This is a genomic window from Limibacter armeniacum (genome assembly GCF_036880985.1).
Classification (GTDB): Bacteria; Bacteroidota; Bacteroidia; order Cytophagales; family Flammeovirgaceae; genus Limibacter; species Limibacter armeniacum.
The window spans coordinates 1,361,067-1,384,232 of the sequence record NZ_JBAJNO010000009.1 but is presented as its reverse complement, the minus strand read 5'-3'; the positions used below and the strand labels follow the sequence as shown (position 1 = coordinate 1,384,232).

The 23,166-nt window shown below is 37.5% G+C and carries 16 protein-coding genes; 3 read left to right on the top strand and 13 right to left on the bottom strand.

What is annotated here, in order from left to right:
• Window positions 1–369: 369 nt before the first annotated feature.
• From V6R21_RS23420 to V6R21_RS23410, 3 genes are all read right to left on the bottom strand, one after another.
• On the bottom strand, window positions 370–3,429 hold the full coding sequence (locus tag V6R21_RS23420) for a TrlF family AAA-like ATPase (protein WP_334245962.1): 3,060 nt from the start codon (window positions 3,427–3,429) through the stop codon (window positions 370–372).
• Complete coding sequence (locus V6R21_RS23415; RefSeq protein WP_334245961.1) at window positions 3,426–3,566, bottom strand: hypothetical protein; 141 nt, start codon at window positions 3,564–3,566, stop codon at window positions 3,426–3,428. Before V6R21_RS23415 ends, V6R21_RS23420 begins: the two co-directional genes overlap by 4 nt.
• Window positions 3,567–3,777: 211 nt before the next feature.
• Window positions 3,778–4,290, bottom strand: coding sequence for a hypothetical protein (locus V6R21_RS23410; RefSeq protein ID WP_334245960.1), 513 nt, complete (start codon window positions 4,288–4,290; stop codon window positions 3,778–3,780).
• 369 nt (window positions 4,291–4,659) lie between these two features.
• Here V6R21_RS23410 and V6R21_RS23405 point away from each other — a divergent pair, with 369 nt between their 5' ends.
• The gene (locus V6R21_RS23405) at window positions 4,660–5,427 is read left to right on the top strand and encodes a helix-turn-helix domain-containing protein (protein WP_334245959.1); all 768 of its coding nucleotides are present in this window, start codon (window positions 4,660–4,662) and stop codon (window positions 5,425–5,427) included.
• Between the two features lie 883 nt (window positions 5,428–6,310).
• Here the strand turns inward: V6R21_RS23405 and V6R21_RS23400 are convergent.
• The 4 genes from V6R21_RS23400 to V6R21_RS23385 all read right to left on the bottom strand — a co-directional run bounded on the left by V6R21_RS23400 (window position 6,311) and on the right by V6R21_RS23385 (window position 10,073).
• The gene (locus V6R21_RS23400) at window positions 6,311–7,027 is read right to left on the bottom strand and encodes a hypothetical protein (RefSeq protein ID WP_334245958.1); all 717 of its coding nucleotides are present in this window, start codon (window positions 7,025–7,027) and stop codon (window positions 6,311–6,313) included.
• A gap of 262 nt (window positions 7,028–7,289) precedes the next feature.
• The gene (locus V6R21_RS23395) at window positions 7,290–7,886 is read right to left on the bottom strand and encodes a hypothetical protein (protein ID WP_334245957.1); all 597 of its coding nucleotides are present in this window, start codon (window positions 7,884–7,886) and stop codon (window positions 7,290–7,292) included.
• Between the two features lie 4 nt (window positions 7,887–7,890).
• A complete protein-coding gene (locus V6R21_RS23390) occupies window positions 7,891–8,568 on the bottom strand; it encodes a GNAT family N-acetyltransferase (protein WP_334245956.1) in 678 nt (225 codons plus the stop codon).
• Window positions 8,569–8,762: 194 nt separating this feature from the next.
• Window positions 8,763–10,073 (bottom strand): hypothetical protein, encoded by a 1,311-nt coding sequence (locus tag V6R21_RS23385; protein ID WP_334245955.1) that lies wholly within the window; start codon window positions 10,071–10,073, stop codon window positions 8,763–8,765.
• Between the two features lie 316 nt (window positions 10,074–10,389).
• Between V6R21_RS23385 and V6R21_RS23380 the strand changes: the two genes are divergently transcribed.
• Window positions 10,390–11,109 (top strand): sterol desaturase family protein, encoded by a 720-nt coding sequence (locus V6R21_RS23380; protein ID WP_334245954.1) that lies wholly within the window; start codon window positions 10,390–10,392, stop codon window positions 11,107–11,109.
• Window positions 11,110–11,308: 199 nt separating this feature from the next.
• Here the strand turns inward: V6R21_RS23380 and V6R21_RS23375 are convergent, their stop codons facing one another.
• Window positions 11,309–11,677, bottom strand: coding sequence for a DUF2200 domain-containing protein (locus tag V6R21_RS23375; RefSeq protein ID WP_334245953.1), 369 nt, complete (start codon window positions 11,675–11,677; stop codon window positions 11,309–11,311).
• A gap of 286 nt (window positions 11,678–11,963) precedes the next feature.
• On the opposite strand from V6R21_RS23375, the gene V6R21_RS23370 reads away from it, so the two are divergent.
• On the top strand, window positions 11,964–13,061 hold the full coding sequence (locus tag V6R21_RS23370) for a DUF695 domain-containing protein (protein ID WP_334245952.1): 1,098 nt from the start codon (window positions 11,964–11,966) through the stop codon (window positions 13,059–13,061).
• Window positions 13,062–13,417: 356 nt separating this feature from the next.
• Here the strand turns inward: V6R21_RS23370 and V6R21_RS23365 are convergent, their stop codons facing one another.
• From V6R21_RS23365 to acs, 5 genes are all read right to left on the bottom strand, one after another.
• Window positions 13,418–14,524 carry an IS4 family transposase gene (locus V6R21_RS23365; RefSeq protein ID WP_334240753.1) on the bottom strand — a complete coding sequence of 369 codons (1,107 nt, stop codon included), beginning with the start codon at window positions 14,522–14,524 and terminating at the stop codon, window positions 13,418–13,420.
• Between the two features lie 896 nt (window positions 14,525–15,420).
• Window positions 15,421–16,527 (bottom strand): IS4 family transposase, encoded by a 1,107-nt coding sequence (locus V6R21_RS23360; protein WP_334245951.1) that lies wholly within the window; start codon window positions 16,525–16,527, stop codon window positions 15,421–15,423.
• A gap of 399 nt (window positions 16,528–16,926) precedes the next feature.
• Window positions 16,927–18,876, bottom strand: a complete 1,950-nt coding sequence (locus V6R21_RS23355; protein WP_334245950.1) for a hypothetical protein — start codon at window positions 18,874–18,876, stop codon at window positions 16,927–16,929.
• The gene (locus V6R21_RS23350; RefSeq protein ID WP_334245949.1) at window positions 18,863–20,689 is read right to left on the bottom strand and encodes a transglutaminase-like domain-containing protein; all 1,827 of its coding nucleotides are present in this window, start codon (window positions 20,687–20,689) and stop codon (window positions 18,863–18,865) included. The genes V6R21_RS23355 and V6R21_RS23350 overlap by 14 nt, the downstream gene beginning before the upstream one ends.
• A gap of 442 nt (window positions 20,690–21,131) precedes the next feature.
• On the bottom strand, window positions 21,132–23,057 hold the full coding sequence (gene acs, locus V6R21_RS23345; protein WP_334247599.1) for an acetate--CoA ligase: 1,926 nt from the start codon (window positions 23,055–23,057) through the stop codon (window positions 21,132–21,134).
• Window positions 23,058–23,166 lie beyond the last annotated feature (109 nt).

Here is a 23,166-nt window from a genome sequence, read left to right as displayed (position 1 = left end):
GGAAAGTAAAAAACCAAATCCTTCGGGTCTGGCACAGAAAAGCTAAGTTGTATATTTTCCTTAAAAACCACCTTGCAGCTGCACTTCCTTACCTCCTTGCTAACCACCTCTCCACCAAAACGCAGGACTTTCCGAATGGCCTATAACGGGATTCAGCTATACGCAGGCAGGGATTTTAACTACTGAACTTCCTACGAAGCACGAAACCCCTGCTTGCGTATAGGTGATGTTAGGCAATCGTGCTTCTATTTCGTCTGCTCTTGCCTTAACATAGTATCTATGTTTTATTTTTTTTAACCCACAAATGCTCTGGTATATCTTCAATCCAGTCGACACTCGTTTCTTTATATGATACGTACTTTTTCAAAATCAAATTCCCATTTCTTGAGTGGTTCTTTCTATCACTTTGTAAGTATTTGTTCTTGTATTCAAAGCAGGATATGTACCCTCAAGAATGTTTATTACCGCACTATTAATTGTTGGATTTTCTAAAGAACCGCTAATAAAGCTAACTAAGTTCTCTTTTTCCTTGGTCATGTTTACATGAACAATCTGTTCCGCATTACAAGCAACTGCCAAATTTGGGTTATGCGTTACAATAATTATTTGCCGCTTTTCTTTGGCTTTTTTAATAAATTGAACAAGAATTTTGAAAACACTTTGATTATCTAGGTTCTCTTCGGGTTGGTCAATAACCAAAGGGATATCATTTTGGTCTAAGGTCAAATAGAATATTAGCAGCAAAGCACCTCTTTCTCCAGGTGAGAGTTCGGCTAAATTTTTATCTCCTAATTTCAGTTTATATTCAGGCTCTAAATAGTCTAAATTAAAAAGGTAGGTGTATAAGTCTAACACCGAGTAGCTTTTCTTCAACTGAGTTTCGATTTCTCTTTTTGCTTCCTTCTGATCTTCTCTTTGGTCAGTTTGGAGATTTAGGATTATGTCATCCAAAAAGCCAAGTATTCCTTCTAAAGAGTCTAATGCATGATTTTCAATTAAATGATTTAATTTTTCGATTCCTGTAGGATTACCAATGAAACTTCCTTTGCTCCCCAAACTCACATGGTCGAAAAACTTCTCAACCAAACCAATAATCTTTAAATCAACATCTAACTCAATTTTATACTCTGAAAGGAGTGTTCCGTAATTCTGAATAAAGGCAGTTATTGGGTCAAATAATTTTTTATACAATAAAATTATTTCTTCCTTTTTCTTGAATAACTCAATAGTTAAAGATTTTCGACTTTCTTTTGCTTTGTCCAAATCAATAATCAACTGATTTTCAATGTATGATATTTGACTTTGTAATGCTGTAATTGACCCTTCTTTATCATCACTACCTATGATAGTTTGTCGCCTCTCTTCCCAAGCTTTCTTGGTATCTAAAAATTTTTGGAATGCTCTTGATTGTTCATCAAGCTTTTCCTGAAGCTGTTGTAGCTCTATATTGAAGGCTTCCTTTTTATCTAAGAATCCTGTTTTTCCTTCATTTGTAATGGCTTGATTTAATGCAATAGATTGATCTTGCCTTTTTTTGAGCAAACTCTCAAGAGGTTCTTTATTTATGGTCAGCGAAATACTGTCCTTAAGAATTAATGAATGTTTATCAAATGTTGGTTGTATTTCAGACTTAAGATTGTCAAATTGTCTTTCAAATGAACCTATTGTTTGAATTACCTTTTCAATTTCTGCTATATCTATTTTTGCAGTCGCAAGAGATTTTTGAGTTTTATCAATTTCATCATTTAATGTAGGTAGTTGTTCTCTTATGGCAGAGATGCGATTTGTTTCTTCTTTATTTTTTTCAATCGCATTTTCATCTGTTGGTGCTTCAATAGGTGTCGGCTTTGAGGCATCATGTGCCTTTAGCTCATTGTCTTTCTCCTTTATTCTCTCCTCAATGGCTTTTCGATAACTTTCAGAGTTCTTTTTCTCCAGTTCAATTATTATTTTATTAACATTTTGAAGCTTCCCTTTGATTTCTTCAATATCATCATTAATAATTTCGGACTGGAACCCAATTAGTTCATCAAGATTATTTTTACCTAATTTATCTGAATCTGAAAGGTGAGAAAAAATCACATTTCTGAGTTCTCCTTCAAAATCCTTTAAATCTTCATTGCAAAGCTTTTCTATAAAACTTTGCGGTAAATATTTTACTTTTTCAACACTAGTCCCTTCAGGATTATTACTTAATAGGTTAGAATCAACAGAGCCGTCAACCCATTTTAAATTACCTTTAAAGCTTTCTGCCCTATTTGGTCTTGGTTTCCTGAATTTTTTCCTTTCCAAGAAAGAGAAATCTTCATAATTAGGCGTGTTGCCTAAAAGTCCTATTATATCAGCAATAGCACTCTTGCCTTGCCCTTTATTTCCAATTATTGCTACCATTGATGGGTTTAGCTCCAATTGAAAATTCTCGAACCATTTTTCAGTTAATCCGGAATTTTCCATTTTTTCAATGGAAAGTGAATCAATAAATTTTGTTGGACTTTTCTTTCTCCTATCCAATAATGTAGGAGTATCACCAATAAATATTCTGCTTTTATCATTGGCAACTTGCTTTAATCCTTCAAAGGTTAAGTCTGCTTTTAGCCACGTAAATGAATTACCAATTCGGTCTTTCTCTTTAGATTTTTCTGAAAAAGAATGTGCATCACTACAATCGAGCAAGTAATTTCTAACTTTTACTTCCTCTAGTTTGTCACAATGCTTCTGGTAGTGTTCAGGTTTTTCTAATGAAACAAATGAAAATGTTGCTTTGTTGATTGTGCTTTTCTTTTCTGCTGCTGAACCATCCCAACGCATTACATCCCATTCTGTCTTTCCTACGGCTGTTAAGCATTTCCCTTTAAAATATCCATTGACTTTATCTAAAACATCCTTGTAGTCAAAGTTGATATTCCAGAACCCAACTTTTAAATCTGAATGATTAATCGGCACATTTGCACTATCTTTTATTTTCCTTCCCAACTCTTCAAGGTATTCCTTTGTAGCTACTCCTTGAAATTCTATCCCTTCAATGTCAGGTGATATTTTTATAGAGTGCTGTATCGCATTTAAAAATTGAGCTTCAATTATATCAGGCGAAAGTTCATTTGAAAAAATAATATGAAGGTTGACTTTTTTCCAAGCCTCATCACCAAGAGAAGCAAACTTATTCACCCGTAACTCAATAATAGGCAAAATGAGGTTTATTTTTGGTAATCGACCTTGTTCTTTATATTCCTTTACTTTCTTATATCCATCAAGAAAAATATAGTCGTTTATTCCTAAAACCTTAAACTCTTCAGGTAGTGATTCAAGGTCAGTTATATACTTTTCCCAAGCATCATCAGTATCACCTCCATAATGCTGAATTATCGATTTTGGCGTATGGACGTGTAAGTCCCATTTATTCCATTCGGATCCTCTTTTAAAATTACTCATGAGTCCAATACCGTTTTTTCCGTTTCCAAAGTCTTTTCTTCCAAGGTCAATATATCGGCTTTGATGCTTGCCAAGTCGCCCCTTAGTAGGTCTACCACTCTCCAAATCAGGCCTGCTTTCTCTTTAAAATTCTTCATTTATTGTCTTTATCTTTTTGTCAATGTTGATAATTTGTTTCTGTCGAGCGTTGGCAAAATTCAAGCTCTTTTGGATTTTTGTTTGGGCTTTGCGTGTTGTCAAAAACCAAATGTGCTTGAATGTGCGGCTGGATTTTAGCATGTTGCCTAACGGTTAATATAAAAGGCATTTCAATGCATTTTTACATAGTGTTAGCATTTGTTTTTTTATTTAGTCAAGCCAAGGATAATCAACTATAAATCCATATTTCTCTAATTGTTGAAAATCATCTTCGGTCAAATCGTTTTCAAAATTAACTATTCCTCCATTTATCAGGTCAGTCAAAGTTTGTTTGGATTCAAGCATTCCTTTACCTGTAACTTTTTTCAACAATGAGGTCAAAGTGAGCGAGTCGAATTTTACATTCTTAATTAATGATAAAATAACTCTAGAAGTATCTTTTTCTAGATAAGGGTCTCCATATTTTTCAAATGATTCAATTGAATCTTCAACAAATCGCCCTGAACCTGTATGATATAATTTACCATCATTTTTGGAAACTATTGTGGGTCCGTGTACAATTGTTATATCCTCAAATTTTTTAGATTTAATGTATTTGTCCGATTGATAAGAAACAGCAAAACAAGACTTTGATTCTATAGTATATTGTGAGACTATAGAATAACCTTTAATATTTGCATTTAAATATGCTTGCACTAATTTTTCAGCTTCTTTTTTTGTCATTACTTATAAATGCTAACAATTGTATAAAAAGCATTGCGTTTATCCACCCAATTCAAGGGAGAAAAATGCCATGGCGTTTATTTCTTATGTGTCAATAACTCCATTAATCTACAGCATATATCAATATTGCACAAAACTTCTTTGCAGACATATTACCTTTATATAGGGGGATAGACTGGTAACACGATGCGTTCTTTTATATCTCTAAAGGCTAATACTTTCTTTTATCCATTTGATAAGATAATCAAAGCTGCTTGCCTAACCGTGGATTAAACGTTTAATAAACGAATAGTCTACGATTAACTCCTTCTTCTTATTCTCCTTATTTTTTTGTAAACTCATCTAAACGTCTCAATCCTCAACGAATAAATGCGTCTCCACAACGAACACCGCAGACAGATCAGTCTTATGCTGGAAGCTGGCAAGTCATTGGCAGCCATTGCCCGTGCGCTTGGGGTTCACCGTTCTACGGTAAGTCGTGAGGTGGCGCGCAATAGTGAGGCAGATGGTCGCTATCTTGCTTTTCAAGCGAACCGTAAAGCCCATTTGCGCAGGATGGAAGCAGGTATAAAGTCTTACAGAAACAGACAGCCACAGCCTATGCCCAAGGGTGGTATCAGTACTTATAAGCGTTCCTACCATTTGAGTTTACGGTTTGTAGGCGTTGCTGAGTGGACTTGGAGGGATCGGTTGGAGGTACGAAAGCCCCGCAAACGTGTTTGGTGGTGGCATGACATGCGTAGCTACCGTAGCCGCTATGACTACAACTATAAGGTAAGGAAAGCTTGGCTCAATTTGCATCGCAAACGTGACTGGTGGGATATGTACTGTGAGAACTCTGAGCGTTACCGGTTTGGGCGGCACAATTACTTTTCTTTTCCTACAGGAACGGGCAAGTCTATCAGGCAGAAGCCCTATCGTGAGCGCCCTTATATCAGAATGCCCAAATACTGGTGGTGGCTATATAAGAAAAAACCGCAGGAGTGTGCTATTGAGGTCCAGATAGCTATACCTAAAGCGCAAGCGCAAGACGAGGGCATCTTGCTGTATAGGGAAATACAGCAGCCTGAGCCAATAGCGGTTGATACTGCTGCTGTGGAGGTAAAGTGCCGCAGTGGTCCAGGTTGGGCTGCGTGATGCTTTAGCAAACTCAGTATCTATGTGCTTCGGCTCGGTTCAGCAGCCATATGTGTGGTCATTGAGCGTAGCCGAAATGCTCAGTAACTGTACATGTGGATATTGAGCACAGCCGAAATGCTCAGCTGTAATTTTTTGAACTGCCTTTTCCCCTTCCTTGAATGAAATCCCACAACCGTTTGGTAATTATATAATTTTTAGGTTGACCATATGGGGTCATCCCTACAGAAGTGTTGCGTTTACTTCTGAATGGGCGGGGTTCTCCGTAGTAAAATTTTTGCGGCAGAGCTTCTGCTTGATTTATTGGTGTTTAATGTGTGTGAGGGATTTATGCCTAGGACAGAAACCTTCATTTGACAGCATGCAGGACACTTGGTTTAGTAGCTCATTTTTATACCGCCCTTTCAGGGCTAATGGATCTTTTTATGACAACGGGTTAAAACCCGTCGCTAATATATTTTGTCCCTTCGGGACTTATGCTCTGAAAAGTAGGGGCGGAATATGTCGTGAAACTAATTCATAGTTTACGTTAAGTTACTATAACCTGACTCCCTGAGGTGCCGCACCTACGGTGCTTGCTTTACAAGAACAGAAGTACTACAAAGGTCTCGCTCCGATGGAGCTGTTCACTTTATTAGCTCCGTAGGTGCTAAACCTTTGTAGCCATCGGTTATCTTTTTAAAGCTCCGTTAGGAGCGACATCTTGAAGTATCCAACCAAAGCTTGGGGCTATCGGAAACAGTGTTTTGAGCAAGAGAAGATAATTCTAACTCCGAAGGAATTGAACCTATCGATTTATTCAATTAACAAGACTGATTTAAAACACAAAAGCTCAAATGCCTATAGAAAACCGTTATAGCCTATATAGGGTGGAGTAACCATTTTATTCTACTAAACTGTATTCTCCCTCTTTCAATGCTGGTAATCCAATTTCTGCTCTTGCTTTATTTGTTTCTTCAATATTAGCAATAGTTGGATTTCCCAATTGCATGGTTGTATGATTGAATTCCTGTCCAGTACCATAGAATTGAGGTTCTTTGAGTATTTTATGCTTGATGTTGTCATAAAACGTTGCATATAGTTGTCCACTCATTCGTTTTTCAACAACTTCAGTTTTTAATAATGTTGTCATTTCCTCAAGATACTCTTTAGGGGTAATCTCAATAGGAGGGTGCGTTAAAATTGGAAATAGATCTAGGTCTTTTCCTAACCTCTCTTTTGAAGGATATCCGTATTTTTTGATTATATCTTTTAGTGCTAAATAATTCTCATAATCCATTTGATGTTGTAATCTCGATAATGAATCATCTTGTTGTTGTGTGAGGTCTTTTGTGACTGATGAGAGAAAAATTATATAATCCTCTGATGTTGCAGTCTTACTTAAAGAATCATTTAATGCTGTAATAGAATCATTCAAGGTGCCAAGGAATGTGATCTTGCGGTACCTTTGGTCTTTTTCAAGCATTTCATTGATTTCTGCTGTTAGGAGGTTGATCTCACTTTTGTTAAGACTATTTGCTGCTTTTTCGTTAGTTTTTTTACTGTTGCAAGCGATCATCGTAACCATGATGATAGATAAAGTAAGTTTGATGAATTTCATTTGTATAGGGTTTGTGAATGTTTTTTTATTAGTGTTTTATTGTTTTATATCTCGAATTAACTGCAATTTTTTGAATGGGTTGTGTTTTTTAATTTATATTTTGTTTTTTATTTATTTGAAAACATTGGTGGTGATTTTTTATATAAAGTGCAATCATTAGGGAATGATTGTATGCTATGTCCCATTGTTATCTGCTGTTTTAATTCTATAACCTCCTATTCCAATTGAGGAAGATTTTTCCTTTTGTTGTGTGTGGTTATAATTAATTTTGTTCTGTCTTTTTATTTGTAAAGTTTGAATATACTAAAATAGAGATCCAAAGAAAGGTAGGGAATGAGCTCCAGTTAATACCTAGATTGAATTTTCCATTAAAAAACCAGTTGATCAAAATTCCTAAGCCAATAAGAAGTATAATATTCTTATTTCCTTTAAACCGTAGATAGTTGTAAGTACTGTAAAACCCAAGTGTGATTAGCATATACAGTGGTGTCAAGTTTGAAGTCTCGTTAATTGTGTCTAATTGATTATCCAAGATTTCAGAGATTGGAATGATGATTGAAAAAATTCCTATTGCATTCAGTAATTCAATCAGTCCGTATTGTGAAAGGTGAATTTTATTGTTCGATTTTTTAATTCCGAATGTTAATTCTCCCAGACTTATAAATTTCACTTGATTAGACATTGATTGATATACAGCAGAGATAGCCACTGATAAAAAAGTTAGTAAAAGCCCATATTTTATATCCAATCTTATACTCGTAAATTTTACTGCAGTTATAGTTAAGGTGAGGATGGATACTGAAATGAAATAAAAATCTAATATTCCACTCGCGATTTTTCGTCTTGTTATTGTAGACATTATTTTAACTTGTTGTAAAGTTCCAAAAACTGATTTGCCTTCTATATGTAAACCCTAACTTTTCATAAAGTTTAATAGCTCCAATATTGAATGCTGCAACATGTAAGTAGGGTGTTTTATTTCCGTTAAATATTTGATTGGTAGTCTGTTTGATTAATTGCTTTGCATAGCCTTTTCCAGTGTGTTCTGGGTGTGTAACAACAGCGCTTACTTCAGTAAAGCAATTCATTTTCATTCTTTCTCCAGTTGCTGCAACGAGCTGCTCATTTTTGTATATGCCAAAGTACCTGCCTAAGTCAACTGTCTTACGATTGAAATAACCGGGCTGCACTAAGTTGACTAAATCGAACAATTCTATTTTTTGTTTATCTGTCTTTAGTTCAACTATTTGCTCATTTAGCTCGATGTTGATGGGTTGTTTTAATATCATCTGATTGCAAACTAGATTCTTAACCAAAGTTAGTTTGCTACTGAATTGAGGGTTTTCTCCCACAATGTAGAAGTTGTCCGTAAAGGTCAATTGTTCTTCTAAGTCACTTATAGGATGTTCCAGTTTTGTAAACCCGCCAAATGGACAGTATTCTGGTTTGTAAAATTTAAAACCATTCAATTCTAGAGAGAAATTCTTATGTGTTTCGTTTAGAGAGTTCCAAACAGGATTGTCTAATTTTTCCTCTTCCATTTGTATGTTGTTCAGATAGGAATTTGAGATATAACGTACGATGTATTTACGTCTTTCAATCTACTGCATTCTAAAAATAGAGCAAAGGCTTTTGGTTATTTATAGGTCGTGTGAGGTGTGTTTATGAAAGGGTGGGTGACTTTATAAAAAAACAAGTCCAAGAGTTGATAAGCTACTCTTGGACTTGTTAGGGGTTATTCTACTAATGTTTTAGCCTGATTCCAGATGTCTTCCCCTTTTTCTTGGATGTCTTTCCCTGTTTCCTTGAGGTTTTCCATACTGGCGTACTTATTCAAGTTTTCAGTAAAGTTTTTGAAAAATGTAATGGTCCTAAATATCTCTTCTGTATGTGGAACATTTTGTTCTCTCATCACCTTTTCCCAATCAACTTTGGATAAAACAGAGAGCATATATTTTGTGACGATTTTACTTAAGAAATACTTGTCGTAAACGCCATTTAGTACTTTTCCCGATTCTCTGTTATTTAAGTACTCAATAGATTCATCTATTCGTTCGATTTCAGTGGAGGTAAGTAAACTACTGGTCTTTAGTTTTGCTAGCGAAGCAACAGCTTTTTCCGGTTCCTCTTTTTGCAGATACAGGTAGGTTTCAATTGCCCAAATAACTTCATTGTCCAAGCCAATTTCCTGGGCATCTTTCAGGAAAAATTCAAAGTCTTCCAACGCACGTTCTTTATCAATATCCCTTTCCATCATCAGTCTGTCAAAACCCCTGAAAAGGTGGTTAAGTGAGTGGAATCCAATATGCGTTTGTTGGTTGTTAAGACCTCCCCATTGAAACATAGCGCGCGTCAGTGGCAAGTCTTTATCTTGGTTTTCATTTAGCCAGTTGATATTGCTTGTAATCTCCTCTTCTGACATGTAGTACAATCCCTTTTCAAAAAATAGGAAGCCTCTGAAATACTGTAACAATGTTTTTACTTCAGAATCAGGAAGCAATTCAGGATTTGTTTTTGAACATTCATAAAGAGAAACTTCTTTTCCTAAGTCTCTACTTAATACAACAATTGCACTTAAAACGGAGTGTTCAATATTTTGAATATAAGCTTTCTCTTCTCCGGTGTAATGTACTTTTCTTTTATTGTTAGGACTTCCATAAGTTTTACTAAAAGCCTCAATTAATGTAGGGAAAGTATCTTCATCTGTATGCATGGTGAAGTCTTCCATTTTTTTGTAGTCCTGGTATAAGGAGACATAGTCCATTAGTGATAGACTCTCAGCATCTTTGGCATTATTAAACTGCACGATTTTACTGTAAATTCTATCAATGTCAGACTTGACTGATAGAAACTCTGCTGAGGTTGTATCTTCTGAAGCAGAAGCCCTTACCACAATCTTACCAAACTTATAAGTAGTAACTTTGTAGGAGTCTAAGCTTTCACGTAATTCCTGTTTGTCTTCTTCTAATAATTCTTCATAGGTCTTTTCACCAGAACAGCCCAAGATAAGTATAAGTGAAAAAGTCGCCAGTATTATGTTTTTCATTACCGTTTAGTTTTAAAAAATGGATGACAATTAAATAAAAATGTATAGTGGCTGGTGCCTCCGTGTTATTGCAGTAAAAAAAGTGCTTACCCTAGATATAGCCTGAGTTAATTGCTTTGCAAGTTACTATATCCTAAAAATTGTACAAAATGTCATTTTTGTAAAATGGGAGGGGAGTTACTTGATGTAGAATGTTAAGTGATTAGCAATGTGGTTTTTGTAGGTGTTGGATGAGTGGCTGGTAGTTTAAACCGTTGAAAATTTTTGAACGTATATAACAAAAGTTGTCAAATTATTTTAACTAAAAACTAAAGAAATGCTACCCATTATTTTTGCTGTTTTTGGCTTTTGCTTTGTGTTAGAGAGAGCCATTCCCGGTTGGAAATTACCAAATGTTCCAACATGGACCATACGTGTGCTAGCCGTAAATTTTGTTCAATTATGTATTGTGACTTTGGCAGGAATAACATGGGAAAAGTGGTTAAACCAAGCTTCTTTATTCCATTTGTCAGCCTTTGTAAACCCTTATTTAGGAGGGTTTATTGCATACTTTATAGCAACGTTTATTTTTTATTGGTGGCACAGGTGGCGTCATGAGCTAGATTTTTTGTGGACAGACTTTCATCAGATCCATCATAGTCCTCAGCGTATTGAAGTGATTACCTCATTTTATAAACACCCACTTGAGATGACTGTCAATTCTATAATAGGGAGTTTACTGGTGTATTCTTTATTGGGATTAAGTTTGGAAGCAGGAGCCATTTACACACTTTTTACAGCATTGGGAGAGTTTTTCTACCATACCAATGTGAAGACACCCCAATGGGTCGGGTATATTTTTCAAAGACCAGAAATGCATAGGGTACACCATGAATATAATAAGCACACAAATAATTATGGAGATATAGTCTGGTGGGATATGCTTTTTGGCACTTATGAAAATCCAAAGGAGTTTCAAACCTCTTGTGGCTTTGATAATGAAAAAGAGCAAAAGCTTTTTGATATGTTGAAATTCAATGATGTTCATAAGGAATGAAGCAGTTGAGCTTGCTTAAATACCGTGAATGATGAATTGTAATGCCATAAATCTTATTGATTGGTCTTAATAACCTGTTCTTAAACACTAAGCGCTCACATAGGAGTGTTCCTACGTGAGCGCTTGGCGGTGGTTATAAAACCATACATAGCCAATGAGACATCTCAAATTAAGTCTTATTATTTAGGTTTTAGCCAAATTACGCAACCCGTAAAATTTTCTCCATCTTACGCCCTTTGGCTAATTCATCCACCAGTTTGTCCAGATACCGAACCTGCTGTGTCAATGGGGTTTCAATTTCTTCTATACGGTAGCCGCAGATGACTCCTTTAATCAGGTGAGCATTTGCATTGAGGGAGGCATGCTGAAAAAAAGTTTCAAAGGTAACTTCTTCCTCAATCAGTTCTTGTAGCTTATTTTCATTGTACCCTGTCAGCCATTCTATTACCTGATGTAACTCTGCTATTGTTCTACCTTTTTTCTCAACCTTAGTAACATAGTGTGGATAGACCGATGCAAATTTCATCTTTGCTATACGTTCATCATGATTGCTTGTAGTGTTGCCCATCGTTTAAATTGTTTTTGCTTTAACCTGTTAATACCATTCTCAATCTAGCAGATTCTTTGTTTAGTGCAAAATACTGTTGAGTGAGTGATGGCTTCACTTGCTTCATGATGTTTGTGGCACATTGTACATAATTTTAAAAATATTGCTTACTTATAAAAAATAGGAATCGTTTTGATATTATATACTGATATGAAAAGTCTATTGATCTATTTTTTGACTTTATATAGGGCTACTGAAAAGGAGGATGATTTACTTTTTATTTAGATAAATTTTTTACTGTAATAATATGGGATTTTTTGACAGGATATTGAAGAGAAAACAGAAAGTACAGGTCAGTACATACGCTGAATTTTGGGAGTGGTTTACCGAAAATGAGGCAAGCTTTTTTGAGGTGGTAAAAAGTAGGAATGATATAGAGAAAAACTTTCTTGACCATATTTTTCCTTTACTGGGACAATTGAATGAAGGCTTCTATCTTCAGACAGGTATGTGTAATGATGATACTGCTGAGCTGGTGATTACGTCTGATGGTAACTTCAAAGTAATGCCTTATGTGGAAGAGCTAGTGGCTTGTGCACCCAAGCTTCCAAACTGGAGAATTACGGCTCATAAACCTATTGGGGGGCATACCATGTCCATCAATATGGCAGATCACAACTTCAATGACAAAACCTTTAGCTTTTGTATTAATGAACATGCGGCTTATCCTGATAAGATAGATATCTCACTGGTTTATCAACATTTCAATAAGGAGGAAGCACCGCTAATTTCCAATGGTGCTTATATCTATCTTGATAGCTATCTAGGAGAACTGAATTCCTTGACCATGATAGATGCCATTAATGTGATTGGACCGGATGATACCCAAAAGGAGTTGATTGATATCAAAAAACTGTCAGATTACCTGAATTGGAGAGAAAAGGAATTTGTGGAGAAGTACGACAGCATGCGCCATGATACAGAAAATGATCAATATGTGGCTTTGGAGCTGAAAACACCGAAAGGACTGCCTATTATAGCCGTAATGAATCAGACATTGTTGCAGTGGGATGCTAAAGCTTCTCACCCTTGGATGGCCGTTTTGGATATCAGGTATGATGGTTCCTCTCAAAATGGCATGCCTGATGAAGTTACTTATCAGGCAATGGATGAGTTTGAGGATATCTTGGTGGAAGAGCTAAAGGATCTGGATGGATACCTGTGTTTGGGTAGGGAAACTGGCGACAACCAAAGGACTATTTTCTTTGCTTGTAAAGACTTCCGTAAACCTGTAAAGGTAATTGACCAGTTAAAACTTCGATATGCTAATATGGAGATGGAAGTCGATGTGTTTAAGGATAAGTATTGGGAGTTTTTGAATAGGTATATCAATGTGTTTAATTGAGTTGAATCTCAAGAGTATATAGGAAATAGAAGCCCCAAAGAAATTTCTTTGGGGCTTCTATTTTTACTCAATTATCTATTGATTTCTTGTTACTACAATGGCATTCTGTATAAGAACATGGTTTGTGGGAAAAAGTATTGAATTTATGTTGGAGTAATTTGATCCTTTACCTATAAGTAGAACTTTCTGTGCAAGTTCTTACTCTGGTGATTTTAGGTTTCGAAGAAAAAATATAAGTCCAATAATGGAAATTAAAATTCCTAAGTAGGCTAGTTGTTTCCCATAAGAAATGTGATTCATTCTCATAAATGCAGCGCAGGTACCTATTCCACCCCCTCACTCTACGGTACACTTTTTTATAACCAACTAAAAACCAGTTTTTCAGATGGTGTTTTGGGACTAATTCCCCTCCAAAACTTCTTCCAAAGTCCTTTGATCTCATTACCTACTTGGCGGGATCTCGTACAGAAATGTTCCTGCAACAGATCTTTTCCCTTTCTGAAATAGCTGTTCTCCCTGTAACCGTGGTTCTTTACTTTTATGTTTTGTACTTTTTCATGGAAAGCCACGCCAAATAAGTGACAAACAGCAAAGGCCATACACACCACAGCAAAAAGTCTTTCAAGCCGATCCAATTTGGTCAGGTGAGTGGCTTCCAGGTTGAATCCCCGCCCTTTGAGCGACTGGAAGAACACCTCGATGCTCCACCGTTTTCTATAGCTTGACAGCAAGCCTCTTTTCATCAGGTTTGAGACTACGATCAGGTAGTCCTTTCGCCCGTTTTTATCCTTGGTCATCTGCATGGAAAGAGTCAGGTCCATTCCATAGATCGTCGCTCTTCGGTCAGTACAGCGAAAGCCTTCTTTGCTCCATACCTCTCCTGTTTTCTCCACACCATCGATGCTGATTTTGTGGTGTGATGGAATCCGAACGCAGAAGACAATCCCTTGCATGGTCATAAACCGAAGCCACTTTTTGCCGATAAACTCCCGGTCTGCAATCACTTTCCCGATCCGCTCGGGAGGTACAATCTGAAGCACTTCCTTCAGCAAATCAATACGCTCCTGCTGGTGGCTGTTTCCTTTTTTGTCCAGTAGCCGAAAAGCCAGTGGGAAACCCACGCCATGACTGTAGGCTGTCACGGCCAGAATATTCACTGCCTGCTTTCTGGACTGCCAGTTGGTTCGGTCAATGCAGAGGGTGATCTTTCCGGATGGCAGGCAGGAAAACAACCATGCCATCAGGGCCTGATAATTGAACACAGCTCCTGACATAAAGCGTTTGACTTGCTTGGTCCGAGAAGCTTTTTGCGCCTTGGATGGCAAGTTTTTGGCTATCTGATGAAATTGCACATTTTCATCTTCCACCAAGGCCGTAATTAGCTTGGCTAGTACCTGTTTGCTTGGTTTGCCTTTGACGATTTGGAAACCGCAGAGGATTTCAAGTATATTTGCAGTCAACATAAAGGTAAAGGTCTGGCTTGTGGTTTTGGCGAACGGCAAAGTTAGACCTTTGCTTTTTCTTGCCCCAATCAGCCCTTAAATAACCTGCAAATATCCTGTAATCCAGCATTACACCCTTAATTCACTTTGTTATTAAAACTGTACCGTAGAGTGCCAATAACCTATGATATCAGTAATGCACAAGGGGAATTTTCTTTAAAAATACCTTCTGCTTTACAAGCAATAACCATTAATGTCACCTCCATTGGTTTTGAAGAAAAAATAATCTCATTGCAACTAAATGGGCAATCAGTGGAAATTACTTTAGAAGAAAGTATCATAGAACTTAAAGAAGTGGTAGTTGAGGTTCGAGAAGTAACGGATACACTAGACTTGGATACCGAACATATGAATTTAAGTAAAGAAAGTACTTTACGTGAAATGCTTGATAAAACTGAAGGCGTAATAATCGGTGAAGAAGGCACTATTTCATATCAAGGGAAACAAATAAATAAAGTTTTAATAAACGGAAAAGAAGTTTTTATAAACCAAAATAAAGTGGCATTGGACAATTTGAATTATGAGATAATGAAAAATGTCCAGATTATCGATAATTATAAAGATAAGTTCACTTTAGACTTCAAGCGTATTCAGGACCCTGTGATCAACATAGAGACAAAAGAAGAGTTTAAGGGAGTTATTAAAACACAGGTAGATGCGGGGGTTGGGTATAATGAAAAATTTGCTGTAAAAGGGAAAGGTTTCTTTTTTTCTGAAACGCTAAATGCTTTTGCAACCACAAATACTAATAATGTGGGAGAAAAGGCATTAGGACAAAAAGATGTGTCTTCATCAGTTTTAAAATATGCTACAGGAGCATTGAAAAACACATTACGCCCACTCTACGGTACACTTTTTTATAACCAACTAAAAACCAGTTTTTCAGATGGTGTTTTGGAACTAATTCCCCTCCAAAACTTCTTCCAAAGTCCTTTGATCTCATTACCTACTTGGCGGGGTCTCGTACAGAAATGCTCCTGCAACAGATCTTTTCCCTTTCTGAAATAGCTGTTCTCCCTGTAACCGTGGTTCTTTACTTTTATGTTTTGTACTTTTTCATGGAAAGCCACGCCAAATAAGTGACAAACAGCAAAGGCCATACACACCACAGCAAAAAGTCTTTCAAGCCGATCCAATTTGGTCAGGTGAGTGGCTTCCAGGTTGAATCCCCGCCCTTTGAGCGACTGGAAGAACACCTCGATGCTCCACCGTTTTCTATAGCTTGACAGCAAGCCGCTTTTCATCAGGTTTGAGACTACGATCAGGTAGTCCTTTCGCCCGTTTTTATCCTTGGTCATCTGCATGGAAAGGGTCAGGTCCATTCCATAGATCGTCGCTCTTCGGTCAGTACAGCGAAAGCCTTCTTTGCTCCATACCTCTCCTGTTTTCTCCACACCATCGATGCTGATTTTGTGGTGTGATGGAATCCGAACGCAGAAGACAATCCCTTGCATGGTCATAAACCGAAGCCACTTTTTGCCGATAAACTCCCGGTCTGCAATCACTTTCCCGATCCGCTCGGGAGGTACAATCTGAAGCACTTCCTTCAGCAAATCAATACGCTCCTGCTGGTGGCTGTTTCCTTTTTTGTCCAGTAGCCGAAAAGCCAGTGGGAAACCCACGCCATGACTGTAGGCTGTCACGGCCAGAATATTCACTGCCTGCTTTCTGGACTGCCAGTTGGTTCGGTCAATGCAGAGGGTGATCTTTCCGGATGGCAGGCAGGAAAACAACCATGCCATCAGGGCCTGATAATTGAACACAGCTCCTGACATAAAGCGTTTGACTTGCTTGGTCCGAGAAGCTTTTTGCGCCTTGGATGGCAAGTTTTTGGCTATCTGATGAAATTGCACATTTTCATCTTCCACCAAGGCCGTAATTAGCTTGGCTAGTACCTGTTTGCTTGGTTTGCCTTTGACGATTTGGAAACCGCAGAGGATTTCAAGTATATTTGCAGTCAACATAAAGGTAAAGGTCTGGCTTGTGGTTTTGGCGAACGGCAAAGTTAGACCTTTGCTTTTTCTTGCCCCAATCAGCCCTTAAATAACCTGCAAATATCCTGTAATCCAGTATTACACCCTTAACTCACTTTGTTATTAAAACTGTACCGTAGAGTGCCACCCCCTAATAACATTAACTTTCCATGTTTAAATAAGTAGCTTTTCATTTTAATAAATCCCCATATTAACGAAGCGAAGGTTTAGGGTGTAAGTATAAAGTTGTTATAATGTTCTGTGGTATTAGTAAATGAAAGGCTTATATCACATTCCTAATTATAGAGTTTATTAGGTGATATAGTATATGAATATCACCAATAAGGCAGCCTTCTGAAATAGAGACTGCCTTTTGGTAAGTTGTTGGTTTTATTGTTCTAATGGTTGTAGGACAAGTGTAACCTTATTGAAATCAGCCGCAGAGTTGATTACTTTCCTGTAATCTTCATAATAGGCTTTGTCTAGTTCAAGTACTTCATAGTTTTCATGAATCAGAATGGCTAGAACACTATTTTCAAGTGTATACGATGCTTCAAATTTCATCACTTCTTTTTCATCAACAACCACTTTATTATTGATATTGAGTTGATCCAATCCTTTGATAGTATAACCTTCAGGAATATGTACCCTAATTTTATGGGTATACCTTTTGGTTTGATTAAGTACGACATCAGTTACTCTGTGTTTTTCATCATATAATTCCATTTGTCGTCCTATAATTTTCCCCACAGAAAGGAGTACATCTTCTCCAGCATTTTCAACCATAGATTGAGAGGTGTACTCGGAGTGAAAAATGAGGTATTTACTATTGTCATACGAATCTTCAAGCTCTCCATTCTCAACTTCGAAGGATTGGTATTGGATATCCTCAATAGCAGAAGCTAAGACTTGCATCTTGAAATCTTGCTTTTGCTCTTCGTCTGCAGTTGCAAAAATGAACCGGAATATATAGGCTAAATAGCCTTGACTCATATGCTTCTGCTTGATCGAAACTTCATCCATTTGCTTATTGAAATGAATGTCAGCATGTACTCCCTGATTATTTTCCTCAGCAGGCAAAAATGGAATTTCACCTACATAGGCGCTGATTAGTTTGATCTGATTGTCTAAATAATAACAATTAAAGAACAGTCCGTTGTTGCCAGCAATCGATTCAGGAGCTGCGCCAAATCTCATTCCTCTATTTAAAGGACAGATAAACTTTTGGTGTCTTGGGAAGTAAAAGATGATATCGTTAAGGTCCATGGGGTGAGCAAAGCTTTCATCTATTTGACCGAGTGCCCTGCCACTGGACAACACGACTGTAAATGGAAGGTCTAATGCCCTAAAACATTTGATATATGTTCTATAAATACCCATTTCAGTACCTGTGTGATTTTTCAGGACATAGGCAGGATCACTATATTCCTCAGAACTGCCCTTCTTCAGCGTAAAGGTCTCCTTGATTTCTTTTTCAATAGCTTTTAATTGTTCATCAGCTCGTTTGTCCATGATGTCCAGTGATTTGACGAATTTTTTGGCTGCAGACTCTCCTTTACCAAGCACAATATTTTTGAAGATGTTTTCAGCAAGGTGATCCCAAGTGATCAAATTCTTATTGACCGCATTGCTATTGATTTTATAGTCTACCCGCATCAACTTTGATTTGTAGGAAGAGTATCCCTCCTTGGGTAGGGCTGGGATATTCATTGCTGAAATGTGATGTGCTCCATTACTTACATAGCTCGAAGGAAAACCATTGTAGGATTTAGTCACAAACCCAAATCCAGTAGGAGGTACCAACTCAAACTTTGCATTGACTACAGGAATATCACTTTGGTATACTTCTCTGTTGTATGCAGAAAAGTTGCGTTTTAGTGTATAGATATATTCCAGTTCCCCACCTTTTTGCAATCCTTCAAGAGCAAAAATCTTAAAATCACCATACCCGTCAGCATTATCTAGTTTCTTGAGGTTAGAACGGTTAAAGTTCTGCGTTTGAGAAAGTGAATCGATGGTTCTTACCTGAAGGTCCAGTAATCTGCCTCCTTTGTGAATGGGAATGTAAACTTTGTTGAAGCGTTCGATACCCGCATCATCATTAACCCTGATGATTTTGTGAATGGTATAAAACTCGACAGCTTTTCCAGCTATTAGTTTTATTTCTGTAATACGTTTATCTAGGATAATAACTGCAGACTCATCCTGAAAGCTTTCATGTTGGATAGTATGTAGCTTTGGATTCTCTTTCCATTTTATTTTTTTGATGTCATTTGGGACTTGTGCAAAAACTAGCAGATGGCAAAGGACAAAAAATAAGGTCAACTTAAATGTCTTCATTCTTGAGTTTTGTTAGTGTGATTTTCTGTTTTTTAACTTTAAGTATTTCATTGAAAAATTTTTGGTAATCCTTGAACTGTACAGGATTCATTACGAGGTAATCAGATAAAATCTTTTTGGTGTAAATGATTTGTTTCTCTTTTTGCAGATAAGAGGTCTGGATACCAAACAGGTTGTTTTCAAAAGTAACTGCATCCGGTAAATAGGTTACCTGATATCCTTCAGGAATTGTGAATATACATTGAAGGGTATAGTCATGTTTGTAATCCTGTTGAATGGGATGAACCCTGTCATTGATATCGTCAATCTTGAATTCTTCCACTGAGGGGTCAATGTTGAGATTGACATAAAGTTTCTCGTCAAGATCGATTACTTCGTGTGAAAATTGTGCATCAAATGCAATCACAGTGGAGGTGTCTTTAGATGCTTGTTGGATAGTGGAATAGGCAGCACTTGCTTGTCCAAGTTGTACATAATCTCGGATAAAATTGGTTTCACGGTCCATTTTAGCATGAAGTCTATCAGCTAAGAAATCTTCATGTCTGTAGCCGTTTAGTACAACAACTGCTTTTCCTATCAATTCTTTATCATTGATGTTAAGAAGTAAAAGGTCAGTACGTTTGTTCTCTTCAGCTGCTGTAATAGGTACCGTTTCAATAGTATAAGTACTGTCACTCAACCGGATCAAGGTTTGCTTATCCTGTATCAGACGAGGAATACGATCAGGACTAAGGTCTGAGTTGGTGGGGTCAAGGTAGGTGAACCCATTGTCTGACTTGATGGAACAGATCATATGGTTATCAGAAATGGTACAAGGTAGTTCTGTATATTTGTAGGGTTTGCTGTTAGTGCCTACCCAAGTGATATACGCCTCTATACCAGCATGCTTAAGCATAGTAGTAAGCAGATTAGCCATGTCTTTACAGTCTCCATATTTTTTGTTAAACACATCTCCTGCTGCATGGGGGATAAAGCCTTGCATCCCATTTTCAAAAGCAATGTATTTGATATTGGACTGAACCCATTTGTACAACACCTTCACTTTTTCTTTCTCACTTTGACAATCCTTGGTTAATTCCATGACCTTGTCTTCCATTGCCTGTGAGTCTTTAAATGCAGGGATTTGTCGGATTAGACTATTGTACCATGTAAAAAGGTCATCTGTAGAACCAGATATGTTATATTGAATGCCGTTGCTGTTATAGGAGGCTATTCGGATAACAAGGTGTGGTTCGTAATAAGCTCTGGAAGGAGCTTTCTCATTATATATAAAACGTTTTAGGTTTTTTGCTTCCCAAGTATAGGTTGTGATACCATTCTTTTCTGAAGAATTGAATTGGACTTCAGCTTGATCAGTGTTGAATAGATTGTATTGGATCTTAACATCTGAAGGGAATGTAACTGTAAATCGGGCTTCTTTTACATCGTACAGGTCAGAAAAGTAAAAGGGGGGAATCATATGAGGGTCTACCAACTGTTTAGTATAGGTTAACTCCCCAAGACTTCCTTCAGTGATAGAAGGGTAGATAAATTCTTTCGTTTTTTGTCCTCCATAAAAAATACCTGGCCTTACGATATCTTTCGTTTCAAAAATCTTGACAGGTTTTGATTTTAACTTTCCCTTGCTGTTAGGAATATGGCTGACTGCGCTATAGGAAACCAATGGTTCAAGTGTAGAGAAATGAATAGACTCCCTAGTGACTCGAGGAAGGTTTTTGTAGAATTTATTAAGATTATGATTGGTTTCTGAAATTATCAGTTTTTCATTAATTAACTCAATTTTCAAGTTGCGTTCCATTTTTAGAACTTCCATGTCTTGACTCCAAGCTAAAAAATGGATTAAGGTTAATAGTAAACAAAAAGTATATCTCATTAGTGTGTTTGTTTTTGCTATGGATAAAAAGTGGTATATTTTAATATTAAAAAGTGATAACCCCAAATTGGTTACAGTTATTTGAAATAATATCCTATTGTGAGATACGTGTAAGGTGAATAGAATGTTTTTAATTAATAGGTGTGTTGAGTTGATGCAGGAATGTGTTTTGTTTTTTTTAGATGATGTAGGTGGCTTTTTTTAATTGGTTTTTAGGTTGTTAAATAAATGAGGGGATTTCTGTAGGAGTGAATTGTTATAATTTAATGACGGTATGTCTTTTTTAGAAAAGAATTATTTGAAATTTGATGAAAAACAAAACCCCGCAAGCATTACACTTACGGGGTTCTCTAATCTATTATCTTATATCTCAAGTCTAGCTTTACGCTTTTTCAGTCTCGTCCTTTACCACACCAATCTTGATAGAATCTACAATGCTTGGATCAAGCAGGGTAGAAGTATCGCCAAAGTTGCTGGTTTCGCCAGAAGCGATCTTGCGAAGGATACGGCGCATGATCTTGCCTGAACGGGTTTTTGGCAAGCCACGGACAATCTGAACCTTATCAGGACGGGCAATTTTACCAATCTTGTCAATTACGACATCCATTATTTCATCCTTGATCTCAGGAACGGTTGTAATCTCCAGCTTGTCAGCATCACAAACTACATAGGCATAGATACCTTGACCTTTGATATCATGTGGATAACCTACTACTGCAGACTCAATTACCGCTTCGTGCATATTAATGGCATTTTCCACTTCGGCAGTACCTAGTCTGTGTCCTGATACATTGATTACATCATCTACACGACCTAGGATACGGTAATAGCCATCTTCATCACGGCGGCAACCGTCACCTGTAAAGTAGTATCCCTTAAAGGTTGAGAAGTATGTGTTCTTACATCTTTCGTGGTCACCCCAAGTGGTACGAAGCATGGATGGCCAAGGGAATTTGATGCAAAGGTTTCCTTCAACTCCATTACCATGCAATTCATTGCCGTCATTGTCAAGCAGTACTGGCTGAATGCCCGGAAGTGGTAATGTTGCGTATGTTGGCTTGGTCGGTAGCACCCCTGCTATTGGAGAGATCATAATACCTCCTGTTTCAGTCTGCCACCATGTATCCACGATCGGGCAATGACCTTTTCCGATATGGTGATGGTACCATTCCCAAGCTTCACGGTTGATCGGTTCACCTACGGTACCCAATACTTTAAGGCTATCCAGTTTGTAAAGCTCTACATATTCTTGTCCTTGTGCCATCAGTGCACGGATGGCGGTAGGGGCAGTGTAGAAAATATTGACACGCAGTCTGTCTACAACTCTCCAGAAACGACCTGCATCAGGGTAAGTCGGCACTCCTTCGAACATTACAGAAGTAGCACCTTCTAGCAATGGCCCATAAACGATATAGGAGTGACCAGTAATCCATCCAATATCGGCAGTACACCAGTATACGTCATCTTCCTTGTACTGGAATACATTTCGGAATGTATAAGCCGTGTATACCATATAGCCACCTGTAGTGTGGACTACCCCTTTTGGCTTACCCGTAGACCCTGAGGTGTAAAGAATAAATAGCGGGTCTTCTGAATCCATAATTTCAGGAGCACACTCATTATCTACTCTCTCGAGTTCATCATGCCACCATAGGTCACGGTCTTCTACCATATTTACTTCATCTCCTGTTCTTTGCAAGACGATAGCTTTTCTGATAGAAGGCGTATTTTCCATTGCTTCATCCGCTACTTCTTTCAATGCAATTTTCTTGCTTCCTCTTGGACCGAAGTCAGCTGTAAGCAAGATTCTAGCATCAGCATCATTGATTCTGTCGGCTAGGGCATTAGCAGAGAAACCGCCAAATACAACAGAGTGAATTGCACCGATACGAGCACATGCCAGTACAGCAATGGCTAGTTCTGGTACCATTGGCATATACAAACATACACGTTCGCCTTTTTGTACCCCGTTACGCTTAAGTACATTGGCAAAGCGGCAAACTTCTTCATGCAGTTCCCTGTAAGTAAAAGTTCTGTCCGGCTCCTTAGGGTCATTAGGAACCCAGTGGATGGCAATCTTATCACTGCGGTTTAATAGGTGGCGGTCAAGGCAGTTTTCAGTAATGTTTAGCTTGCCATTCTTGAACCACTCCACGTTATAATCATGGAAATCGTGTTCCAGTACTTTATCCCATTTTTTTCTCCAGACAAAACGTTCTGCTTGTTCTGCCCAGAATTTTTCAGGTTCGGTTACGCTTTTTCGATAGTCAACAGCGTAGTCTTCAAGGTTGTTAATTCGGCTCATTATTGTGTGTTTAAAAATTCAGTAATTATAAGAAATCAGCTAGTGGTAACCTTTTGGTAGTAACCGGCACTCAGTCAGTATTGTAAAGCTGCTTTTGCCGGTGACCACCATC

What these genes read in the sequence shown, in the direction of transcription:
- V6R21_RS23420 (WP_334245962.1), bottom strand. Translation starts at nt 3,429, where the DNA reads ATGAGTAATTTTAAAAGAGGATCCGAATGGAATAAATGGGACTTACAC.
- V6R21_RS23415 (WP_334245961.1), bottom strand. Translation starts at nt 3,566, where the DNA reads ATGAAGAATTTTAAAGAGAAAGCAGGCCTGATTTGGAGAGTGGTAGAC.
- V6R21_RS23410 (WP_334245960.1), bottom strand. Translation starts at nt 4,290, where the DNA reads ATGACAAAAAAAGAAGCTGAAAAATTAGTGCAAGCATATTTAAATGCA.
- V6R21_RS23405 (WP_334245959.1), top strand. Translation starts at nt 4,660, where the DNA reads ATGCGTCTCCACAACGAACACCGCAGACAGATCAGTCTTATGCTGGAA.
- V6R21_RS23400 (WP_334245958.1), bottom strand. Translation starts at nt 7,027, where the DNA reads ATGAAATTCATCAAACTTACTTTATCTATCATCATGGTTACGATGATC.
- V6R21_RS23395 (WP_334245957.1), bottom strand. Translation starts at nt 7,886, where the DNA reads ATGTCTACAATAACAAGACGAAAAATCGCGAGTGGAATATTAGATTTT.
- V6R21_RS23390 (WP_334245956.1), bottom strand. Translation starts at nt 8,568, where the DNA reads ATGGAAGAGGAAAAATTAGACAATCCTGTTTGGAACTCTCTAAACGAA.
- V6R21_RS23385 (WP_334245955.1), bottom strand. Translation starts at nt 10,073, where the DNA reads ATGAAAAACATAATACTGGCGACTTTTTCACTTATACTTATCTTGGGC.
- V6R21_RS23380 (WP_334245954.1), top strand. Translation starts at nt 10,390, where the DNA reads ATGCTACCCATTATTTTTGCTGTTTTTGGCTTTTGCTTTGTGTTAGAG.
- V6R21_RS23375 (WP_334245953.1), bottom strand. Translation starts at nt 11,677, where the DNA reads ATGGGCAACACTACAAGCAATCATGATGAACGTATAGCAAAGATGAAA.
- V6R21_RS23370 (WP_334245952.1), top strand. Translation starts at nt 11,964, where the DNA reads ATGGGATTTTTTGACAGGATATTGAAGAGAAAACAGAAAGTACAGGTC.
- V6R21_RS23365 (WP_334240753.1), bottom strand. Translation starts at nt 14,524, where the DNA reads ATGTTGACTGCAAATATACTTGAAATCCTCTGCGGTTTCCAAATCGTC.
- V6R21_RS23360 (WP_334245951.1), bottom strand. Translation starts at nt 16,527, where the DNA reads ATGTTGACTGCAAATATACTTGAAATCCTCTGCGGTTTCCAAATCGTC.
- V6R21_RS23355 (WP_334245950.1), bottom strand. Translation starts at nt 18,876, where the DNA reads ATGAAGACATTTAAGTTGACCTTATTTTTTGTCCTTTGCCATCTGCTA.
- V6R21_RS23350 (WP_334245949.1), bottom strand. Translation starts at nt 20,689, where the DNA reads ATGGAAGTTCTAAAAATGGAACGCAACTTGAAAATTGAGTTAATTAAT.